19 protein-coding genes and 1 pseudogene are annotated in these 20,159 nt (G+C 65.1%); 5 read left to right on the forward strand and 15 right to left on the reverse strand.

The features are described from left to right. Positions 1 to 150: 150 nt before the first annotated feature. The gene (locus P9273_RS27905; protein ID WP_278051710.1) at positions 151 to 537 is read right to left on the reverse strand and encodes an ectoine synthase; all 387 of its coding nucleotides are present in this window, start codon (positions 535 to 537) and stop codon (positions 151 to 153) included. Between the two features lie 178 nt (positions 538 to 715). On the opposite strand from P9273_RS27905, the pseudogene P9273_RS32440 reads away from it, so the two are divergent. Then, positions 716 to 1,596, forward strand: a pseudogene (locus P9273_RS32440) (LysR substrate-binding domain-containing protein). 30 nt (positions 1,597 to 1,626) lie between these two features. Here P9273_RS32440 and P9273_RS27920 read toward each other — a convergent pair. The 3 genes from P9273_RS27920 to P9273_RS27930 are packed head-to-tail and all read right to left on the reverse strand — an operon-like array spanning position 1,627 to position 4,901. Continuing rightward, positions 1,627 to 2,628, reverse strand: a complete 1,002-nt coding sequence (locus P9273_RS27920) for a 4-hydroxyproline epimerase (protein ID WP_278051656.1) — start codon at positions 2,626 to 2,628, stop codon at positions 1,627 to 1,629. A 15-nt stretch (positions 2,629 to 2,643) separates the two neighbouring features. Next, positions 2,644 to 3,951, reverse strand: coding sequence for an NAD(P)/FAD-dependent oxidoreductase (locus P9273_RS27925; RefSeq protein WP_278051658.1), 1,308 nt, complete (start codon positions 3,949 to 3,951; stop codon positions 2,644 to 2,646). 14 nt (positions 3,952 to 3,965) lie between these two features. Next, a complete protein-coding gene (locus P9273_RS27930) occupies positions 3,966 to 4,901 on the reverse strand; it encodes a dihydrodipicolinate synthase family protein (RefSeq protein WP_278051659.1) in 936 nt (311 codons plus the stop codon). Between the two features lie 69 nt (positions 4,902 to 4,970). Between P9273_RS27930 and P9273_RS27935 the strand changes: the two genes are divergently transcribed. Then, entirely contained in the window at positions 4,971 to 5,675 is a 705-nt protein-coding gene (locus P9273_RS27935; protein WP_278051660.1) for a GntR family transcriptional regulator, read from the forward strand. A gap of 10 nt (positions 5,676 to 5,685) precedes the next feature. On the opposite strand, the gene P9273_RS27940 is transcribed toward P9273_RS27935, so the two are convergent. The 3 genes from P9273_RS27940 to P9273_RS27950 form a co-directional block, all read right to left on the reverse strand. Next, positions 5,686 to 6,003, reverse strand: coding sequence for a hypothetical protein (locus P9273_RS27940; protein WP_278051661.1), 318 nt, complete (start codon positions 6,001 to 6,003; stop codon positions 5,686 to 5,688). A gap of 265 nt (positions 6,004 to 6,268) precedes the next feature. Further along, entirely contained in the window at positions 6,269 to 6,568 is a 300-nt protein-coding gene (locus tag P9273_RS27945; RefSeq protein WP_278051662.1) for a hypothetical protein, read from the reverse strand. A gap of 300 nt (positions 6,569 to 6,868) precedes the next feature. After that, positions 6,869 to 8,365, reverse strand: coding sequence for a CoA-acylating methylmalonate-semialdehyde dehydrogenase (locus P9273_RS27950; protein ID WP_041004793.1), 1,497 nt, complete (start codon positions 8,363 to 8,365; stop codon positions 6,869 to 6,871). A gap of 366 nt (positions 8,366 to 8,731) precedes the next feature. On the opposite strand from P9273_RS27950, the gene P9273_RS27955 reads away from it, so the two are divergent. Continuing rightward, positions 8,732 to 9,613, forward strand: coding sequence for a LysR family transcriptional regulator (locus P9273_RS27955; RefSeq protein WP_041004595.1), 882 nt, complete (start codon positions 8,732 to 8,734; stop codon positions 9,611 to 9,613). On the opposite strand, the gene P9273_RS27960 is transcribed toward P9273_RS27955, so the two are convergent. Next, on the reverse strand, positions 9,610 to 10,185 hold the full coding sequence (locus P9273_RS27960) for a hypothetical protein (RefSeq protein ID WP_278051663.1): 576 nt from the start codon (positions 10,183 to 10,185) through the stop codon (positions 9,610 to 9,612). The genes P9273_RS27955 and P9273_RS27960 overlap by 4 nt on opposite strands. A 222-nt stretch (positions 10,186 to 10,407) precedes the next feature. Here P9273_RS27960 and P9273_RS27965 point away from each other — a divergent pair, with 222 nt between their 5' ends. Together P9273_RS27965 and P9273_RS27970 are read left to right on the forward strand one after the other, a co-directional pair. Beyond that, positions 10,408 to 10,848, forward strand: coding sequence for a hypothetical protein (locus tag P9273_RS27965; RefSeq protein WP_278051664.1), 441 nt, complete (start codon positions 10,408 to 10,410; stop codon positions 10,846 to 10,848). Then, positions 10,845 to 13,007, forward strand: a complete 2,163-nt coding sequence (locus tag P9273_RS27970; protein ID WP_278051665.1) for a phospholipase D-like domain-containing protein — start codon at positions 10,845 to 10,847, stop codon at positions 13,005 to 13,007. Before P9273_RS27965 ends, P9273_RS27970 begins: the two co-directional genes overlap by 4 nt. 41 nt (positions 13,008 to 13,048) lie before the next feature. Here P9273_RS27970 and P9273_RS27975 read toward each other — a convergent pair whose 3' ends face one another. The 7 genes from P9273_RS27975 to P9273_RS28005 form a co-directional block, all read right to left on the reverse strand. Continuing rightward, positions 13,049 to 14,440, reverse strand: a complete 1,392-nt coding sequence (locus tag P9273_RS27975; RefSeq protein WP_278051666.1) for a D-amino acid dehydrogenase — start codon at positions 14,438 to 14,440, stop codon at positions 13,049 to 13,051. Next, positions 14,334 to 14,870, reverse strand: coding sequence for a nucleoside-diphosphate kinase (locus tag P9273_RS27980; protein WP_278051667.1), 537 nt, complete (start codon positions 14,868 to 14,870; stop codon positions 14,334 to 14,336). Before P9273_RS27980 ends, P9273_RS27975 begins: the two co-directional genes overlap by 107 nt. Continuing rightward, complete coding sequence (gene rnk / locus P9273_RS27985; protein ID WP_278051669.1) at positions 14,867 to 15,280, reverse strand: nucleoside diphosphate kinase regulator; 414 nt, start codon at positions 15,278 to 15,280, stop codon at positions 14,867 to 14,869. The genes P9273_RS27980 and rnk overlap by 4 nt, the downstream gene beginning before the upstream one ends. Before the next feature lie 273 nt (positions 15,281 to 15,553). Next, positions 15,554 to 16,705, reverse strand: coding sequence for an alanine racemase (gene alr / locus P9273_RS27990; RefSeq protein ID WP_278051670.1), 1,152 nt, complete (start codon positions 16,703 to 16,705; stop codon positions 15,554 to 15,556). Positions 16,706 to 16,780: 75 nt separating this feature from the next. Continuing rightward, entirely contained in the window at positions 16,781 to 17,296 is a 516-nt protein-coding gene (locus P9273_RS27995; RefSeq protein ID WP_041004581.1) for an RNA pyrophosphohydrolase, read from the reverse strand. Positions 17,297 to 17,448: 152 nt separating this feature from the next. Then, entirely contained in the window at positions 17,449 to 18,639 is a 1,191-nt protein-coding gene (locus tag P9273_RS28000; protein ID WP_278051671.1) for a divergent polysaccharide deacetylase family protein, read from the reverse strand. A 188-nt stretch (positions 18,640 to 18,827) separates the two neighbouring features. Then, positions 18,828 to 20,159: a S41 family peptidase gene (locus tag P9273_RS28005; protein WP_041004577.1), complete on the reverse strand. Its 1,332-nt coding sequence runs from the start codon at positions 20,157 to 20,159 to the stop codon at positions 18,828 to 18,830.

The raw sequence follows: 20,159 nt of genomic DNA on the forward strand, positions 1-20,159 counted from the left end.
AGATGAATCCTTGCATGAACCGAAGCGCTCGGTTTCGCGCCACCGCGCCTTCCGCAAGGTCAGGATTCCCTCGTCTGCGACGGGCATGTGACGGCGCCGCGCCTTCGGTCGAGGGCGCCGCGCCACAATAGAAAACCTTGAAGCGAAGCCTCAGTAAGCAGAGCCTCCCTCTCCATTGAGAGTGTGCCTCTCAGTGCCTTTGAGCGGCGGATTGAAGACACTCACCAGCACCATGTCGCCGGCGCCGTCGGCCCGCAGGAAATGATCGTCATGGGCATTGAGCACGTAGACCGTGCCCGGCTCGACGCGATGGACGGTGCCGGTCATGTCCTCGACTTCGCCGCTGCCGGCGATACAGTAGCAGGCCTCCAGGTGCCGCCGATACTGCAGCCGCGATTCGCTGCCGGCTCGCACCACCGTGTGACATATGGTGAAGCCCATGCCGTCCTGCTGTGTCAGCAGCCGATGGCTGGTGCCATTGCCCCAATCGACGAAGAAGTCAGTTTTTTCTACATCAGCCAATTGTCTGGTGAACATTGTGGTCTTCCATGAAATCAGGTTTGAGAAGCAGCGGCGCGCCTCGAATTCGCCGACAGGCATCGACTTCTTGGTCCAGCCCGCCTAGATTTTATGCTGCCGCCCCCTAATCAATGACTCAGGTCAGGTCGTGCTTCAAATGACGGATTTTGGCTTTTCCTGTTAGAGAATTTTACAGATGGATTATCTGCCGCTGAACGCGATCCGAGCCTTTGAGGCGACCGCTCGCCATCTTAGTTTCTCGGCTGCCGGCGAAGAGCTCCACGTCACCCACCCTGCCATTAGCCACCAGATAAGGCGGCTGGAGGAATGGCTCGGCGTCGCATTGTTTCAACGCGACGCCCGCAAGGTGCGCCTGACGGAGGCCGGGCTGATCCTGCAGGCGTCCGCGAGCGCGGCGCTGACGGAATTGGGCGCGACCTGCCGCCGCATTCGCAGAAACGCCGCCCAGGCATCGCTGTCGGTGGGCTGCATTCCCTCGATCGCCAGCCGCTGGCTGGTGCCGCGCCTGTCGGACTTCACGGCGCGCCATCCCGAGATCGCGATCGGGTGGCTTACGCCAAGGCCGAAGATCGGCTCGATGACGACAACGACGTCCTGATCACCCTCGGCGCAGATCCCTCGCCGCATGTCATGAGCCTCAAGCTGTTTTCCCGCATAAGCCGGCCTGCCTGCAGCCCGCACTATCTTGCGCGGAAGGGGCGGCTGGAAACGGCGGCGGCGATCGCGGCGGCCGACCTGTTGCATGACGAGACGCGCCAGGGCTGGCAGGAATGGTTTTCCAAGGCCGGGGTCAAAGGGCGCGATGTTGGGAGCGGCCCGGTTTTTGCCGATTTCAACATACTGGCGACGGCGGTCATTGCCGGGCACGGTATAGCGTTGTGCCCGGTCGAGGTTTTTCGCGAAGAGCTGAGGCGCGGCGACCTCGTTGTCCTCTCCGATATTTCGACCGACGACGACAAGGGTTATTTCCTGACGATGTCGGCGCAACCCTCGTCTGCCGAGGCCAGGTTCGCCGAATGGTTCCGCGATCAGGTCTCGGTCAAAACCGAGGCCTGACCGCAGCCGATTGGATATTCCGGCTGACGATCACGTCACGATGAACCCATGCGCGAACGGATCTCGGTCGTCGATGAAGATGGTGTTGAGCCCCGTCATCCGTGCCCAGCCGCCGATCGAGGGAATGATCGCCGGCTTGCCCGCCACGCTGACCTCTCTTTCGACCCTGCCCTTGAACAGCGAGCCGATGATCGATTCATGCACGAAATTGTCGCCGGGCTTGAGCTTGCCCTTGGCATGAAGTTGCGCCATGCGCGCCGAGGTGCCGGTGCCGCAAGGCGAGCGGTCGATCGCCTTGTCGCCATAGAACACGGCATTGCGGGCGTCGGCTTCGGCATGTTTCGGCTTGCCGGTCCACAGCATATGCGACAGCCGGTTGATGCCGGGGTTCTCCGGATGCACGAAGGAGTATTTCTCATTGAGGCGCTGCCGTACCACCGGGCTCCAGGCGATGAGGTCGCCGGCTGAATGGTCTGCCATGTCCCGGTAATTCTTCTGCGGCTCGACGATGGCGTAGAAATTGCCGCCATAGGCGACGTCGACGCTGATCTCGCCAAGCACCGGGCATTCTACGGTCAGGCCTTCGGCATAGAGGAAGGACGGCACGTTGGTGATGCGCACCTCCTCGACATATTCGCCGACCTGGCTGTATTCGGCGACAACCAGGCCGGCCGGCGTGTCCAGCCTCAGCACGCCCGGCGTCTTCGGCTTCACCAGCCCGTGCTCGATGGCCATCGTGACGGTGCCGATCGTGCCATGGCCGCACATCGGCAGGCAACCCGACGTCTCGATGAACAGGATGGCGATGTCGCAATCCTCGCGCGTCGGCGGATAGAGGATCGAGCCCGACATCACGTCATGGCCGCGCGGCTCGAACATCAGCCCGGTGCGGATCCAGTCATATTCGGCGAGGAAATGCGCTCGCCGCTCCATCATCGTCGCGCCCTCGAGCGGCGGCCCGCCGCCGGCGACCAGACGCACCGGATTGCCGCAGGTGTGGCCGTCGATGCAGAAGAAGGATTTTTTGGCCATGATGCTTCCTGACTATCAGAACCGTTGCGGACGGAAAGGGGTGAGATCGAGCGGCGGAGTCTGCCCGAGAACGAGATCGCGGATCAAGCGGCCGGTTGCCGCCGACTGGGTCAAGCCGAGATGGCCGTGGCCGAAAGCATAGTAGACGTTCGGCGCCCGCGCCGCGCCGATCACCGGCAGGGAATCCGGCAGTGACGGACGAAAACCCATCCACTCGCGGCCGCCCGACGGGTCGAGCCCCGGCAGGAAACGCTTCGCCTTCTCAAGCATCGCCTTCGAACGGGCGAAATTCGGCGGCCGCTCGATGCCGCCGAGCTCGACGGCGCCACCGACGCGCAGGCCCGTTTGGAGCGGCGTGATGACGAAGCCATGTCCGGAAAAGATCAGCTGCCGCTTCACATCGAAGGCCGATGCCGGCAGCGTCGTGTTGTAGCCGCGCTCGGTTTCGAGCGGGATGCGGTCGCCGAGATGTTTTGCCAGAAGATGCGACCAGGCTCCCGCGGCGATCAGGAGCTTCCTTGCCTTGCGCCTGGTGCCGTCGGCGAGCACGATCGTGGCGCCGTTTGCGCCAGGCTCGACGCGCTCGACCCGCGCGTGCTCGAACCGGGCGCCGAGTTTTTCCGCATAGGCCCAGACCGCCTTGCCGAGCAGCTTCGGATCGGCGACCGTCTTCCAACCCGGCACGAACGTGCCCTTGACGAAGCGCGGCGAAAGACCCGGCTGGAGCGCGGCCATCTCATCGCCCTCGACATGGCGGAAGCCGATGCCGAAACGCTGGCGCTCGGCCCAACCGGGCAGCGAGGCGCGAAACTCGGCCTCGCTCTCATAAAATTCCAGCGAACCATCCTCGCGCAGCATCGGCCGCGTGCCGGAGCGGTCGAGCAGCCCCATCCATTCGGTCTCGGCGAGCTTCATCATGCCGGCCTGCGTGGCAAGGCTGGTCTCATAGTGCTTCGCCGCGCCCGCCCGCCAGAAGCGGATCAGCCAGGGCAGGAGTTTGGGCAGATAGGCCGGCGGAATGGCCAACGGCCCGAGCGGGTCGGCGAGCCATTTCGGCAATTGCCTGATCATTCCCTTATGCGCCAGCGGCAGCACGTCGGAGAAGGCGAAGGCGGCGGCATTGCCGGAACTCGTCTCCTCGCAAATGCCGGTGCGGTCGAAGACGGTGACGCTGCACCCCGCTTCCGAGAGCAGGGTCGCGGCGCAGATGCCGATGATGCCGCCGCCGATGATGGCGATGTCTTCCGCTTCTCCCTGCGAACGGGGAGAAGGTGCTCGAAGGGCGGATGACGGGCCGCTCTCCTCCTCGGAATTTCCCTGCACGAGAATGCTACCTCTTATTCGGCCGCCACCAACTTGTCCGTCGATCGGGGAGACGTCTGCAGCGACGGCAGCTTCGGCTGCACCGCCAGCGCATCCCGGACGATCTTTTCGACCGCCTTGCGGCGTTCGCCCGACAGCGGCTGGCGCGGCATGCGCACGCGGTCATTCGTACCGATCGCCAGCACTTCGGCAAGCTTGATATTTTGGACCAGATGGGTCGAGACATCGAGGTCGAGCAAGGGCCGGAACCAGCGATAGATCGCCAGCGCCTCCTCTCGACGACCTTGCCGCATCAGTTGGTAAATTGCGACCGTCTCGCTCGGGAAGGCGGTGACCAGGCCGGCGACCCAGCCGATGGCGCCGACCGACAGCGCCTCGAAGGCGAGATTGTCGACGCCGGTGAAGAGGTCGTAGCGGTCGCCCAATCGGTTGATGATCTCGGTCGAACGGCGGATGTCGTCGGAGGATTCCTTGATGGCGACGAAGCGCTTGTCGGACGCCAGCTCCTCCATCAGCTCGACGGTCACGTCGACGCGATAGGCGAGCCGGTTGGAATAGATCATCACCGGCAGATCGCCGGCTTCCGCCACGGCGCGGAGCGCCGCGACCGTCTCTTGCGGGTCGGTGTGGTAGATCGGGCTCGGCACCACCATCAGCCCGTCGGCGCCTTCCTTGGCGGCGCGCCTGGCGATAGCAGCCGCCTCGCGCGTGCCGGGCTCGTTGACGGTCAAAAGCACCGGCTTCTTGCCTGCGACTTTCTGCGCCGTCTGCAGCACCTCGATCTTCTCGTCTGGCGACAGCATCGGCCCCTCGCCGAGCGAGCCGCAGACGATGATACCGTCGCAGCCGGCCTCCATCTGCAGGGAATAGCAGCGCTCCATCTCGGCGTGGTCGAGGCGGTCGTCAGCAGTGAATTTGGTCGTGACGGCAGGGAAAACTCCGCTCCACATGGCAGTCTCTCCAATTGATATATCAGCCGTATATCTATTAAGAGCTGGCTCGTCAACGCTGAATCCGTTATGATATATGAAAAATATATCAGGAGCCTGCCATTGATCTCCCCGCTGATATCCGCTGACGCGAACGCGACGTTCGAGCCGGCCGCGACCAAGGCCTATCGCACGCTGGAGCACATGATTGTCACGCTCGAGCTTGCGCCGTCGAGCTTCGTCACCGAAGGCGCGCTGATCGACCGGCTGGGTCTCGGACGCACGCCGGTGCGCGAAGCGATCCAGCGGCTGGCCTGGGAAGGGCTTCTCGACATCAGGCCCCGCGCGGGCATAGCCGTCGCGCCGCTGCACGCCGGCGACTGGCTCCGGGTGCTGGATGCGCGGCGCGGCATTGAAGTCGTGCTCGCCCGCTCGGCCGCCCGCTTCGTCACCCGCGAGGCCGCCGACCTGTTCCATGAGGCGGCTCTGGCGATGCAAAAGGCGGTGATCTCGGGCAACGTGCTTGCCTTCATCCAGGCCGACAAGGCGCTCGACGAGGCGCTGGCCATCGCCGCCGACAACCCCTTCGCGGCGCGTGTCGCCGCCCCCTTGCAGACCCACAGCCGCCGCTTCTGGTATCGCTACAAGGCCGACACCGGCCTCGCTGAATCGGCCGAGCACCACGTCGCGCTGATCCGTTCCATCCTCGACGGCGACGAGGAGGCAGCCGCCAAGGACGCCAAGAAACTGATGGCGCTGCTGCGCGGCCACGCCGAGGTCGCCGCGACGCGCTGAGCAAGCGTCCTCAGCCGCCCGGCTGCCAGACCGGAGTGGCCAGCGTATCTTCCCACCCCTCGCCGGCGGCCAGGATGCAGCTCTGGTTTTTGACGTCGGTCATCAGGATGGTCCAGCTTCCGCTTGCCGAGACGAACACCTCGAAGATGGCGGCTTGTCCGGCCACGCCATAGCCCAGCCGCTTCTCTTCGAATGCCTCCGCCAGCCTCGCGACCAGATAATCATGGCCGCCGCAGATGACTTGCGCCCGCGCTGGAACGGCCGGCAGCGCCATCATGGCGCCAGCGGCTGCCAGCTTGATCCATCGAAACGAAAATTCGCGTGCCATGGGGCACCTCCTTCGCCTTCGCATTCCGGCAAGGGAGGCACATTCGGCCGCCTCAGTGTGCCGGAAGGCTCCAGGCCGGATTGGACGTCTTCATCACGTCACTCCTTCTGGGTTTCCGGTCTGTCGTCGGGAGATCATGACTCCCTGGATTCGATATGGTGAAGCCCCGCTCCGCAAACAAGCGGTGCCGCGCAAAGCGTTTTCCTGGTGCAGCTTGGCACTCGACAGCAGGGCCGTTGCGGCGCTCAGCCCAGTTCCTGGCCCCTCAGGCGCCCGGCATCGCCGCCGTGATCGTCGGGCTGTCCCAGCCCTCGCCGACGGAGAGCACGCAGCTCTGGCCCTTGGTGTCGGAAGCGAGCACCGTCCAGCTGCCCTGTTCCGAGACGAAGATCTCGAGCACGACGTTCGGATTGATCAGGCCGCGCCCGGCCTCGGTTTCGTGGAACTTGTCGCCAAGGGCCTTGATGATGTCGGCGCGCGCCGCGCATTGCGCCGCCGCGCTCGCCGGCGCGGCTCCAGCAGTCATCGCCGCCGCTGCCAACATTGCCACAACAAATCGTGTCATCTGACACCTCCTCGCGCCAGACGAGAACCCCGGCTTGAACCGGCGCTGCTTGGTTGCCTGCACGCATGGCAGGAATACAGCCTAAGGCGGATGGTGGTCTGTTGGTTCCATCACACGGCGATGGAAATTATTAGAAGGTGCGGATGTTCTGTCGACGTGCCGTGACGTAGATCATTTATCCGGCTGGGCTGCGAACCAGCAAAAGCGGCAGTCGGAGCGCCACGTCCGGAACGCGGATGACTCAAAAAAGAAGCGCGGTTTGCACCGCGCTTCCTTAGAGTCGATTGGAAAATCGCCCGGCTAGTTCATCGTCGGGATGACGAATTCCGCCCCGTCCTTGATGCCGGACGGCCAGCGCGAGGTGACCGTCTTGGTCTTGGTGTAGAAGCGGAACGCGTCCGGGCCGTGCTGGTTGAGATCGCCGAAGGATGACGCCTTCCAGCCGCCGAACGTGTAATAGGCGATCGGAACCGGGATCGGCACGTTGATGCCGACCATGCCGACCTGGACGCGCGAGGCGAAGTCACGCGCGGCGTCGCCGTCGCGGGTGAAGATGGCGACGCCGTTGCCCATTTCGTGGTCGTTGGCGAGCTTGATGGCGTCCTCGTAGCGCGGCGCGCGCACCACCGAGAGCACCGGCCCGAAGATCTCTTCCTTGTAGATGCGCATGTCGGCGGTCACGTTGTCGAACAGGCAGCCGCCCATATAGTAGCCGTTCTCGTAGCCCTGCATCTTGAAGCCGCGGCCGTCGACGACGAGCTTGGCGCCTTCCTTGACTCCGATATCGACATAGCCCTTCACGCGCTCCAGCGCCTGTGCCGTCACCAGCGGGCCGAAATCGGCGGAAGAATCCGTCGAGGGGCCGACCTTCAGGCTTTCGACGCGCGGCACCAGCTTTTCCATCAGCCGGTTGGCGGTGTCGTTGCCGACCGGGACTGCCACCGAGATCGCCATGCAGCGCTCGCCGGCCGACCCGTAGCCGGCGCCGACCAGGGCGTCGACGGTCTGGTCCATATCGGCGTCGGGCATGATGATCATGTGGTTCTTGGCACCGCCGAAGCACTGCACGCGCTTACCGGCCGCGCAGCCGCGCGCATAGATGTACTGGGCGATCGGCGTCGAGCCGACAAAGCCGACGGCCTTGATGTCGGGATCGTCGAGGATGGCGTCGACAACTTCCTTGTCGCCGTTGACGACGTTGAGCACGCCTTCCGGCAGGCCGGCCTCGATGAACAGCTCGGCGATGCGGAGCGGCACGCCCGGATCGCGCTCCGAAGGCTTCAGGATGAAGGCGTTGCCGCAGGCGATCGCCGGGGCGATCTTCCACAGCGGGATCATGGCCGGGAAATTGAACGGCGTGATGCCGGCGACGACGCCGAGCGGCTGGCGCATCGAATAGGTGTCGATGCCGGGGCCTGCCCCGTCGGTGAACTCGCCCTTCATCATATGCGGCGCGCCGATGCAGACCTCGACCACTTCGAGGCCGCGCTGGATGTCGCCGCGCGCATCGGCGATCGTCTTGCCGTGCTCGCGCGCCAGAATGTCGGCCAGCTCGTCATAGTCGCGCTGGACCAGCTCGAGGAACTTCATCAGCACGCGCACGCGGCGCTGCGGGTTGGTGGCGGCCCATTTCGGCTGCGCCGCCTTGGCATTCTCGACCGCGGCGCGCAGCTCCGCCTGCGAGGCGAGCGCCACCGTGCCGCGCACGGAGCCGTCCATCGGCTGCATCACATCCTGCTTGCGGCCGCTGGTGCCGGCGACACGCTTGCCGCCGATGAAATGACCGTATTCGATCATGCCTTCTCTCCCTGTCTTGGTGATGATCGCATTGTCCGCCTTTGCGGCGGCGATGGCAACGCGAGGAAGATCGCAACCGTTGTGCGGAAAATAGACATCGACCGGGGCGTGTGCATTAATTGTCGCAAATGGCGACATGTCGAAAGGATCGAAGGTTGAGTTCCTTCACACCCCCCTCTGTCCTGCCGGACATCTCCCCCGTAAGGGGGGAGATCGGCCGTCACGCCCGCTTTCGCCAATTACCAACGCTTGAGAGGACGCGCCGTCGAGGAAGCTGCCAATCTCCCCCCTTGCGGGGGAGATGGCCGGCAGGCCAGAGGGGGGTTGGCGGGAACGCAGCGCCCGCTCCTAATCAGGACCACCCCCATGAACTGGGATGACGTCCGCATCTTTCTCGCCGTGGCGCGCGCTGGCCAGATCCTCGGCGCGGCCAAGCGCCTGGAGCTCAACCACGCCACCGTCTCGCGCCGCATCGCCGCGCTCGAGGAGGCGCTGCGCACAAAGCTCTTCCGCCGCTTGACCACCGGCAGCGAGCTGACGCCGGCCGGCGAGCGCTTCCTCGACATTGCCGAGCGCATGGAAGGCGACATGATCGCCGCGCGCTCGACCATTGCCGGCGAGGGCGACGACGTTTCGGGCACGGTTCGCATCGGCGCGCCGGACGGCTTCGGCGTCGCTTTCCTGGCAAAGCGGCTGGGCGAACTGACCGCTTTGCACCGCGAGCTCACCATCCAGCTGGTGCCGGTGCCGCGTTCCTTCTCGCTGTCCAGACGCGAAGCCGATATCGCGATCACCGTCGAGCGGCCGACCGAAGGGCGGCTGGTGGCCGGCAAGCTGGTCGACTATACGCTGGGCCTCTTCGCCTCCCGCAGCTATGCCGAAGCCAATGGCCTGCCGAAAGTGCCGGCCGAGCTCGGCCGGCACACGCTGATCGGCTACGTGCCGGACCTCATCGTCAGCCCCTCGCTCGACTATGCCGCCGAGTTCAGTCCCGAATGGCGCACCAGCTTCGCCATCTCCTCGGCACTCGGCCAGGCCGAAGCGGTGCGCTCCGGCGCCGGCATCGGTATCCTGCACACTTTCGTCGCCCGTTCGATGCCGGAGCTGGTGCCGGTCGACATCGTCGCGCCCATCCGCCGCGCCTACTGGCTGGTCTATCATGAATCGGTCAGGCCGCTGCGCCGCGTCCAGCTGGTCGCCAACTTCATAACCAAGGCGGTGGAGCGGGAACGCAGCCTGTTTGTTTAATCCGCGTCGAGCACGAACGAGCTCACGATCTTCTCGGCCTCATCCGCAAGCGGCGCCCATTTCCGCTCTACCTCTTCGGAATTGTCGCCCGCGACCCCGCAATCGACGAAGCCGTAATGCGAGCTGCGCAGCGTCAGCGCTATGCGGGAATGGCCGTAGAAGCTGACATTTTCGTCAGCATAGTGGAAATCCATGTCGGCGATCCGCACCGGATAGCCGTCCGGGAAATGCGCCAACCTGTCCTGGCGGAAGGCTGCCGACTGATAGGCGACACCGACTATGGTCTGCCAGTTGCTCACCTGCCAATCTTCCTCCATGAACGCCCTGACGTCGGGTGGATTGTCGGGAGCGGTCGGATCGTAGGCACTTTCCGACACGCGGCAGGTGAGTCCTCCTTCGCCGGATTTGACCTTGAGCCGAATGGTATTGTCAAAGGCGGTTTCGCTCGCCCATTCCTCGGGATAGGCCAGTGAAAAGCCGTGCTCCCTATCGTGAACGGTCTTGTCCGCGGCAAACGCCGCCGAGGCGCAGGTCAGATATGCGGCCGCCGTCGTCAAAAGAAAAAGACGCATCCAAAATCCCCTCGCTGCCGCCGATCCTATCACAGGCAGTTGGTCGTTGCCGCCTTGCCTGCGCCACAAATTCGGCGACTGTGGCACCGGCGCGCTTCGCCATGCCACGATGGAGCGCTGGAGCAATTCCAGGAATTGCGCCAAACCAAAGGGATAGAGCTGTTCGCCGTTTCCGTGAAAGGTGAAACGCTCTGGGGACATCTTCGGAACGCCGGCGGAGAAATGCGAGCCGTTCTTGCCATTCTGCCGCTGCTTTTCCTGTCGGGCTGCGCCAACCCCTGGGCGAAGCTTCCGCAAGCCGAGCTGCCGAAGCCGATCCGCTATGCCATGTCGCGCCCCTCGCCTTTCGTCATCGGCAATTATTGCGGCCCTGGCACGCGCACCGGCGATCTTTCGGCAAAGCCGGTCGATCGTCTCGATGCCGCCTGCCGGGTCCACGACGCCTGCTACATTGCCCGGCATAATCATTGCGACTGCGACGGCGCGCTCGTCGCCTCCGCCAGGAAGATCCGCGACGACAGGACGGCGCCGCGCAAGATGCGCAGCGAGGCTGAGCTGCTGATCGCCACCTTCGCCTTTCCCGTCTGCAGGATCTTTCCGCAAGGGTTCCTGCCGCCGCGCGATCCTGCCGAGCTCAAGGCCATGAACGGAGCGGCTGGATGAGCCTCAAATCGGCTCTCACCAAGCCATTGCTTGGACTGGCGCTGGCGGCACTTGCCGGTTGCGCCGGCATGCCTGGACATTCGGCCTGCGCCTTCTTTCCGGGCGACGACGCCTGCGGCCGCCTGCCCGTCTCGGCGGACGGCAGCGGCGCCCAGATCGCCGCGCCGCACTATTTCGCGAGCGACGGCAACAGTGCCTACGAGAAGCAATTCCAGGCGCTGCTCGCCCAGAGCCGCCTCGATGCGCTCGACCGCGCCAACGGCACAGGCCGCTTCGGCCGCGACTGGCGCGATGTCCAGAACAGCGGCTTCCATGCTACCTATGCGGCGCTGCAACGGTTGGCCCGACCGCTCGGCGACCCCGAGCTCACGCCGACACAAGGCAAGCCGGGCGAAGGCCGGTTCACCGGCCGCTGGCGCATGTCGCGGCAGACGCTCTATCTCGATGCCGCCGCGCGGCCTTTGTCGCCCAAGACCTTCAGTTTCTCCGGCCTGCAGGCGCGTTCGGTCGAGATCGTGCTGCGCCAGGCAGGCCAACAGCCTGTCGACATCGGCGGCACCTGCAACGGCCCGCTCGCGATCCGGGCATCGGGCCGGTCCACCACGGTCGCCAAGGCCTCGCCGTTTCATCTGAGGCTGCCGGCCGCGGAAACCTCGGTCAGCCTGTTTCCCGCCGAAGCGCTGACCCGCTGCGATCTTCGCGTCACCTCGGCGCTGGCACCGGCCGGCGCGCCGCTGATCCTGCTGCGGGAGGAGACCGCCGATCCATGGATCGCGAAGCTCGACAGCCGCTACGACCGCTGTCCGGTGCCCGATCCGGCGGGGATGGAGGAGCTCGACCGCGCCTTTTATGCCGGCCGCTGGCTGTCGCAGACCTGCGCGCTGCCATTGGGGTCGCCGACCTTGCTTCGCAAATCGCGCGACGGCTTCAACGCCAAGGTCGAAGCCTTGCTCGGCAGGACGCTGCCGGACAGCGCCTTCGAGAAGGCCGATCCCGAGCTGCCGCTCGATTTCTCCAACGCGCCGAAGCTCAGGCTGATCTATCTGTCGTCGCTGGAATTCAAAGCGGATTTCTCCGGTCGCGTGATGGAGCGGCTGATCCGCCATCACGCGGCGCGGGGCACCAAGGTGCGCATCCTGGTCACCGACGTGCTGGAGCGGGAGAAGGACGACGCCATGCTGCACCGGCTGGCAGCCGAATTCCCCAATGTCGAGCTGCAGGAATATCGCTGGCAGGCCGATCACGGCGCGCCCTTTGACGAGCAGATCGCACAACTGCACAGGGTCCATCATGTCAAGATGCTGGCGACTTTGGCCGAAGACCCCAGCCGGTCCCGCGTCATCATCGGCGGCCGCAACATCCATGACGGTTTTCTGTTCCACAAACCGGTCGACCTGACCCGCTACCCGGAGCTGGAACAATACGGCAAGACCGACGGCCTCTCGCTGAATTACTATTCCAACTGGAGCGACTTCGACATAGAGATCGCCGACCCGGCGACCGTCGAGACGCTGGCCGCGCATTTGTCGACCGTCTGGCTGCGCGATGCCAACACCAACCTGTCGCGGCCGTTCTCCGTCCCGGTTCGTTCCGGCGCGGCCCCGCGCGGCGTGGCGCGGCATTTCATTTCCGTGCCCTATGAGGACGGGCACGCGCTGGAGGCCTATTTCGTCGAATTGATCGACAACGCCGAGCATAGCATCGAGATCGTCAATCCCTACCTTAACCTGACACCCGATATCGCCCGGGCCTTCGACCGGGCGCTGGCCAGGGGCGTGAAGATCGACGTCGTCGGCCGCATCGATCTCAAGGGCGATATCGGCGGCCGGTTCCTCACCGCGCTCAACAAGCTGTTCGTCGAGAAATATGGCGACCGCATCAACATCCGCGAGTTCAAGGCGCCGGATGTCGTGCTGCATTCCAAGATCATGATGATCGATGAGAGGCTGGTCGCCATCTCCTCGGTCAACCTCAACAACCGCAGCTTCTTCCATGACTCGGAGAACGGCATGGTCGTGCTCGATCCGGCATTCTATCGCCGCATGAAGCCGGTCTATGACGATTACCTCGCCCATTCGCGCCCGGTCGCCACCGATGTCACGATCGGCTGGGCCTACCGGCTGCTGTTCAGCAACAAATGGGTCCAGGAGGCGTTCTGAGGGATTGAAGCGCGCCTTCAGTCCGCACCGACGCGACGCGGTTAGATAGGCTTCAGATACCGCTCCGGGCTCAGATCGCGCGCGTTGATCTCCGGCACCCGGTTCGACATGATGTCGGCCAGCACCTTGGCCGAGCCGCAGGCCATGGTCCAGCCGAGCGTGCCGTGGCCGGTGTTGAGGTAGAGGTTGGCAACCTCGCTCAGTCCGACCAAGGGCGGTCCGTCGGGTGTCATCGGCCGCAAGCCGCACCAGAAGCTCGCCGCCTTGAGGTCGCCGCCGCCGGGGAAGAGATCGCCGACCGAGTGTTCGAGCGTGCGGCGGCGCGATTCATGCAGGCGAAGATCATAGCCCGAAATCTCCGCCGTGCCGCCGACGCGGATGCGGTCGCCGAGCCTGGTGATCGCCACCTTGTAGGTCTCGTCCATGACGGTCGACACCGGCGCGGCCTCGGCATTGCTGATCGGCACGGTGATCGAATAGCCCTTCACCGGATAGACCGGAATCGGCCGCCCCAGCGAGCGCATGAATTGTGCCGAATAGCTGCCCATCGCCATCACGAACGCGTCCGCGGTTCTCCATCCGTTGTCGGTAAGCACATTGGTGAGGCGATTGCGGTTCCTGACGATGCGCCGGATGGTCGAGCCGAATTCGAAGGTCACGCCGCGCGCCACGCACAGCTCGGCAAGCTTGTCGGTGAACATCTTGCAGTCGCCGGTCTCGTCGCCCGGAAGCCTGAGTCCGCCGACGAATTTGTCGCGCACCGCCGCAAGCGCCGGCTCGGCGGCGACACAGCCATCGCGGTCGAGGATCTCGTAGGGCACGCCGTATTTCTTCAGCACCTCGACATCGCCGCCGGTGCCGTCGAGCTGCTTCTGCTTGCGGAAGAGCTGTAGCGTGCCTTTGGCCCGTTCGTCGTAGGTGATGCCGGTCGCTTCGCGCAGCGCTTTCAGTGTGTCGCGGCTGTATTCGGCAAGCGGCACCATGCGCGATTTGTTGAGCGCGTAGCGCTCGGCCGTGCAGTTGCGCAGCATCTTGAGCAGCCACGTCCACATATTCGGGTCGAAAGCCGGTCGCACCACCAGCGGCCCGTATTTCATCAACAGCCATTTGACGGCTTTCACCGGGATGCCCGGCCCGGCCCAGGGCGAGGCATAGCCGGGCGACACTTCGCCGGCATTGGCGAAGCTGGTTTCGAGCGCCGGTCCCGGCTGTCGATCGTAGACGGTCACTTCATGACCGGCCTCGGTGAGGAAATAGGCGGTGGTGACCCCGATCACGCCGCCGCCCAGCACGATGACTTTCATTCTAGGTTCCCTCAAAGGCCGATCATGCCGCGGAAGGGCCCGGATCGTCCCCATTTGTCTGCCGGATTTTGCCGCGCCCGCCAAGTGGCCAGTCATTGGCGGGTGCGCTGTGGACCAGCTTGAGGACATGATGAGGGCGTTCGGCTGCGCGCTCCTGTGCTTCCCGCCGCGCCGCTTCCGGCTGATAGGCCACGTCCTCGAGAAGGACCTCCTCGGCAGGGCCGTCGGGCCGCTCGGCCAATACCGATTGGCCCGCCTTCATGCCAAGCAGGCAGAGGCCGTGCCATGTGGCGACCGGCAGGCCGGAGCCGACGGGAGCGGATGCTTCGGCCTGCACCAGCGTGCGCGTTTGCGATGAACCGCCGTCGACACGGAAGATCACCCGGCTGTTCAGCGTCGCAAGGTCGGGCTCGACGGCCCCCGTCGCAATGACCCGGCTTTCGGCGAGCTTGCGTTCGAGCATCGGTGCGATCGGATCGGCAAACGCGCGACGGCGCATCAGCATCGCCTCGATCACCGCGAAGTCCTTGGCCGTCAGGCGGTAGACGATCCTGGTCATGGCACCCTCCCCGATGGCTCGACGGCGTCGATCGTTGCCGAGAGAACCCGGCTGTCGCGGCTGCGCCAGGAAACCGTGCCGCCGGCCCGCGCGCCGATCAGCGCCGTTCCAAGCGGCGTCAGCACCGATATGCGTCTTTCGGCGATGTCGGCCTCCGCCGGATAGACCAGCGTCACCGTCTGAATGCCTCCCTCCGGATGCTGAAGCGTCACCGTCGAGCCCATCCGCACCACGTCGGCAGGCATTGCCGCCTCAGTGGCGACCCTGGCGCGATCCATCTCGGCAAGCAGGTCCTCAGCCATATCGGGCACGCGGTCGAGAAAGGCCCTGGCGAGGCTGCTCAGCCGGTCGTGGTCCGCCGCGCTGACAAGGATGGTGTTTCGCGAACGCGATTGCGTTGCTGCATGCATGGCATACCTCATATGCTGGCGCATCGGTTGCCCGAATGCGCGCAAGCCGCCACGTTGAAGGCGGCAAACAAAGCCCGGCCGCAAGGGCCGCGGGCTCGATGAAAATGTCTGGAATTAAACGCCCCGGTTCACGCGGCTGCCGGCATTGGCGGCCACGCCGGGGCTACGCTCCCGCGATGGGGCAAACCCTGAAGCAGGTTTTGATGTAAGCGAGGTTGCTCATGCCCCGAACCTTGCTGAGAAGCCTCGGCTTGTCAAGCAAGGCGCCTTGTCTCAACCGCCGATGTAACGGCGGTGAAAGCGCGCACCCAGGCTGGTCAGCACCTCGTAGCCGATCGTGCCGGCGTGGCCAGCCGCGTCGTCGACGCTTTGCGACGGGCCGATGAGCTCGACGAGATCGCCCTCGCCGAGCCGGCCGGCCGGGAGCGCCGAAATATCGAGGATGATCGAGTCCATCGACACGCGGCCGACGAAGGGCAACCGCACGCCCTCGAACCAGGCGGCCGAAGCGGCGCGCCGGTGCCAGCCGTCGCCATAGCCCAGCGAGATGGTCGCCAGCCTGAGCGGTCCGTCCGCCTGGTGGGTGTGGCCGTAGCCGATGCCGGTTCCGGCACCGATCTCGCGCGTTTGCGCCACCTTGGCCTGCAGGCGTATCACCGGGAGCATCGGGTTGGGCGCGTGAGGCGTCGGGTTGACGCCGTAGAGCGCGGCCCCCGGGCGGGCGAGGTCGTAATGATATTCCGGCCCGAGAAAGATGCCGGACGAATTGGCCAGGGAGGCGGGCGCCAGGGGCAGCAGCTTGCGCAGCCGCTCGAATTCCAGCCGCTGCTTCTCGTTCGCCCCCTGCTGCGGCTCATCGGCGCGGGCGAGATGGCTCATCACGAAACGGATGTCGATGCCGTCGAAGGCGCCGGCCTCGCACGCGACCGTCTCGACCTCCGCCGGCGCCATGCCGAGTCGGGCCATGCCGCTATCGACCTGGATGGCGGCCGGCAGGCTCCGCCCTGCGCCCCGCGCCGTCTCGCGCCAGGCCTTCAGTTGAACGGCGCTGTTGATGACCGGGCAAAGCCCGGCCGCCAGGGCTTCCGCTTCCGAACCCGGAGGCAGTCCGTTCAGCACGAAGATGTCCGGCCCGTGGCCGATCGCCTTGCGCAGCGCGATGCCCTCGCCGAGCAGCGCGACGAAGAAGATGTCGCAGCCCTCTTTCGCCAGCGCCGAAGCCACTTGGGCGGCGCCGAGCCCATAGCCGTCGGCCTTGAGCACGCCGGCGCAGCGGGCGCCGCTCAGCCGCGCCTTCAGCCGGCGGTAGTTTTCCCGGATGGCGCCAAGGTCGATCGTCAGGATCCCGCCGGCGGCCGCCTCGCTGACCGTCGAACCGCTGTTTGCGTCATGTGCCGGAAAACCGCGTCCGGTGTCGTCGCTCATGGCGACCCCCGCTCATTGCATCGGCCATCAATACGGCCATGGAGCCGCCGCGACAACCGGGCTGGATGAGGCCAGTCAGGAAGCCAGGTGCTCGAACGCCGCCACCACCTGCTCATAGACCTTGCGCTTGAACGGCACGATCAGTTCGGGCAGCTCCCGCATCGGCCGCCACGCCCATTCGTCGAATTCGGCCGTGTGGCCGCCGGGCGGCGGGTTGATCGCGATCTCGCTCTCGTCGCCCTCGAAGCGATAGGCGAACCATTTCTGCGTCTGGCCGCGATAGCGGCCCTTGAAGGCGACGCCGACCAGATGCGGCGGCAGGTCGTAATTGATCCAATGCGGCGCTTCGGCAAGCAGCGACACGCTGCGCATGCCGGTTTCCTCGTAGAGTTCGCGCCCGGCGGCCTCGATCGGCTCTTCGCCCTTGTCGATGCCGCCTTGCGGCATCTGCCAAAGCTGCGTCGTGCCGGCGAATTCGCTGTCCGCCTCGGCGATGCGGTGCCCGACCCAGACCAGGCCGGCCTTGTTGAGGATCATCAGCCCGACGCAGGGACGGTAAGGCAGCGTTTCGGGATCGATCTTCTTAGTCATTGGATTATACAGCCGTTTTGAGAATTCGCTCCGGCGAGGCAGGTGGCGAGTGGTTTCGAGAACCGGAGCGGAGCGTACTTAAAGTACGCGAGCACCGGAAGCGCAGAAAACGCCGCCAGATGCCCGCCGGAGTAGAATTATCAAGACGGCTGTTACCCCTTTTGCGGATCGATCGCCACCGCCGAGATCGGCACGATCTCGATGCCGCGCTTCTTCGCTTCCGCGATCCAGGACGTCACCGTGTCGACGGTGATGTCGAACGCCGAACCGATGCCGACCGCGCTGCCCTTGGCCCGAGCCGTCGCCTCAAGGCTGTCCAGCTTCTTCAGGATTTCGCCGCGATCCTGCACGGCATCGATCGCCATGTCGCCGGCGACGAACGGCACGCCGTCCTTCAAGGCAAGCTCAGGCGCGACGCTGCGCGCGGAAGACCCGTCGTCGACATAGGCAAGTCCCCGCTTGCCGAGCTCGGCCATGAACGGTTCCATCGCCTTCGTGTCGGCTGAAAAGCGCGCGCCCATATAGTTCATGACCCCGGCATAATTCGTGGTCCTGGACAGCGCCCAGCGCAGGCTCTTCAGGTTCTCGTCCGGGCTGGCCGACACCGTCAGCGTGTTGCGACCGGGGTTGACATTGGGATAATCGAACGGCTCGAGCGGCACCTGCATGACGATCTCGTGCCCGCTCTGCCTTGCCGCCTGCATCCAGCGGCCAATGCTGTTGCCTTGCGGCGCGAAGGCCAGCGTCACCTCGGCTGGCAGCTTGGCGATCGCCGCTTGCGTACCGGTCTGCGACACGGCGAGTCCGCCGATGACGATCGCAACACGCGCCCCGCGCGCCCCCGACCACGGCCGCGCATAGACGTCGAAGGGCCGCCTGCCGTCAGCGGACCGCATCGGCAGCGGACCGGTGTCGCTGGCCTCGATCAGCGCCCTATCCGGAATGTGGGCGATTTTGAGATTCTGCCCGAGTGTCGAGGGATCGCGGATGACGATCGCCGCCTTCGGTGGCCCGTCGCCCTCCTCGGTCTGGACGTGGATGATCTGCGGCCCGCCGCTCTTCATCGGCGTGCTGGCCTGTGGCGTCGTCGCCGCGACCGGAGCCGGTGCGGGAGGCGGCGCGGGTGTGGCGGGAGCGGCGACGACCTTCGGCGTCGAGACCGCGACCTCTTCCGGCTTGCGGAACGGCTTTTCACGCAGCGCGATCGCGCCGGAGACGCCGATCACGGCAAGCACGGCGACCGCGGCGGCAAGGGTGCCGCCGCCGATGCCGCGGCGCGCGGAGCGCTTGGCCGGCAGCGACTGTCCGAGCGGGCGTTCGATATCTTTGCCGATGTCTGCCAAGTTAAGTTCCCAGCACCCCGCCCCCCGTGAACGTCACGTTAAACGTGAAATCCTGCGCAATCTTCGGCGCTATACCCCAGACGCGTGGCGCCCCAACCCCTGTGCCCGAATCAAACTGCCGGAACCTCGCGGTCCCGGCAGCATTGCATTGCTTGGCTTGATCGGCCAGAGCCCCGCTCCGAACCGCGTTACTGGTTCAACACAGCCTTGTCCGGGTTCGGCGGGAAGGACGGGTCGGTCTTTTCGCCGCGCAGCAGCTGCTCGGCATAGATCAGCTGCAGGTCGTCCTTGGGTTCCGGCGGCACATAGGCGGCCGAGCCGGAGCCGCTGGCGTTCTCGTCGGCGCCCTTGATGTGGCCCTTGAGGTCGGATTCGCCGCGGGTCAGGTCGCGACCCTGCAGATCTGGCGGCAGCGGCTGGTCGACCTTGATGTCGGGCGTGATGCCCTTGCCCTGGATCGACTTGCCCGACGGCGTGTAATAGAGCGCCGTGGTGAGCCTGAGCGCGCCATTCTCGCCGAGCGGGATGATGGTCTGCACCGAGCCCTTGCCGAAGGACTGCGTGCCGACCACGGTGGCGCGGCGCAGATCCTGCAGTGCGCCGGCGACGATCTCCGAGGCACTCGCCGAACCGCCATTGACCAGCACGATCAGCGGCTTGCCGTTGATGTCGTCGTTCTGCTTCGGCTTGGCATCGAAGCGGGTGACGTCCTTCGGGTCGCGGCCGCGCGTCGAGACGATCTCGCCACGCTTGAGGAACGCGTCCGACACGCTCACCGCCTGGTCGAGCAGGCCGCCCGGATTGAGGCGCAGATCGAGCACATAGCCCTTCAGCTTGTCGTTCGGCACCTGCTTCTTGATGTTCTCGATAGCGTTCTCGAGATCGTCATAGGTCTTTTCGGTGAAGGAAGTGATCTTCATGTAGCCGATGTCGTTCTCGACCCGGTACTTCACCGCCTTGACCTTGATGATGTCGCGCACCACCGTCAGCTCGATCGGCTTGTCGGCGCCCTGGCGCAGGATGGTGAGCTTGATCGGCGTGTTGACCGGCCCGCGCATCTTCTCGACCGCGTCGTTGAGGGTGAGGCCGCGAACCTCCTCGCCGTCGATCTTGGCGATGTAGTCACCGGCCAGCACGCCTGCCTTGGCGGCCGGCGTGTCGTCGATCGGCGTGATCACCTTGACGAGATCGTTTTCCATGGTGACCTCGATGCCGAGGCCGCCGAACTCGCCCTTGGTCTGCACGCGCATATCCTGCGCCTGCTCGGCATTCATGTAGGAAGAGTGCGGGTCGAGCGAGGACAACATGCCGTTGATCGCGTTCTCGACCAGCGACTTGTCGTCAGGCGGCGTCACGTAATTCGCGCGCACGCGCTCGAAGATATCGCCGAAGATCGCCAGCTGCTTGTAGGTTTCCGAGCCCGCAGCGTTCGCCGCCGAACCCGGTGCGCCGTAGACCAGGCTCATTGCCGATGCGCCCATCAGCGCGCCGGCAAAAAGAAGCGACAGTTTCCGCATCAT

Origin of the sequence: Mesorhizobium sp. WSM4935, from assembly GCF_029625735.1 — a bacterium.
GTDB lineage: Bacteria > Pseudomonadota > Alphaproteobacteria > Rhizobiales > Rhizobiaceae > Mesorhizobium.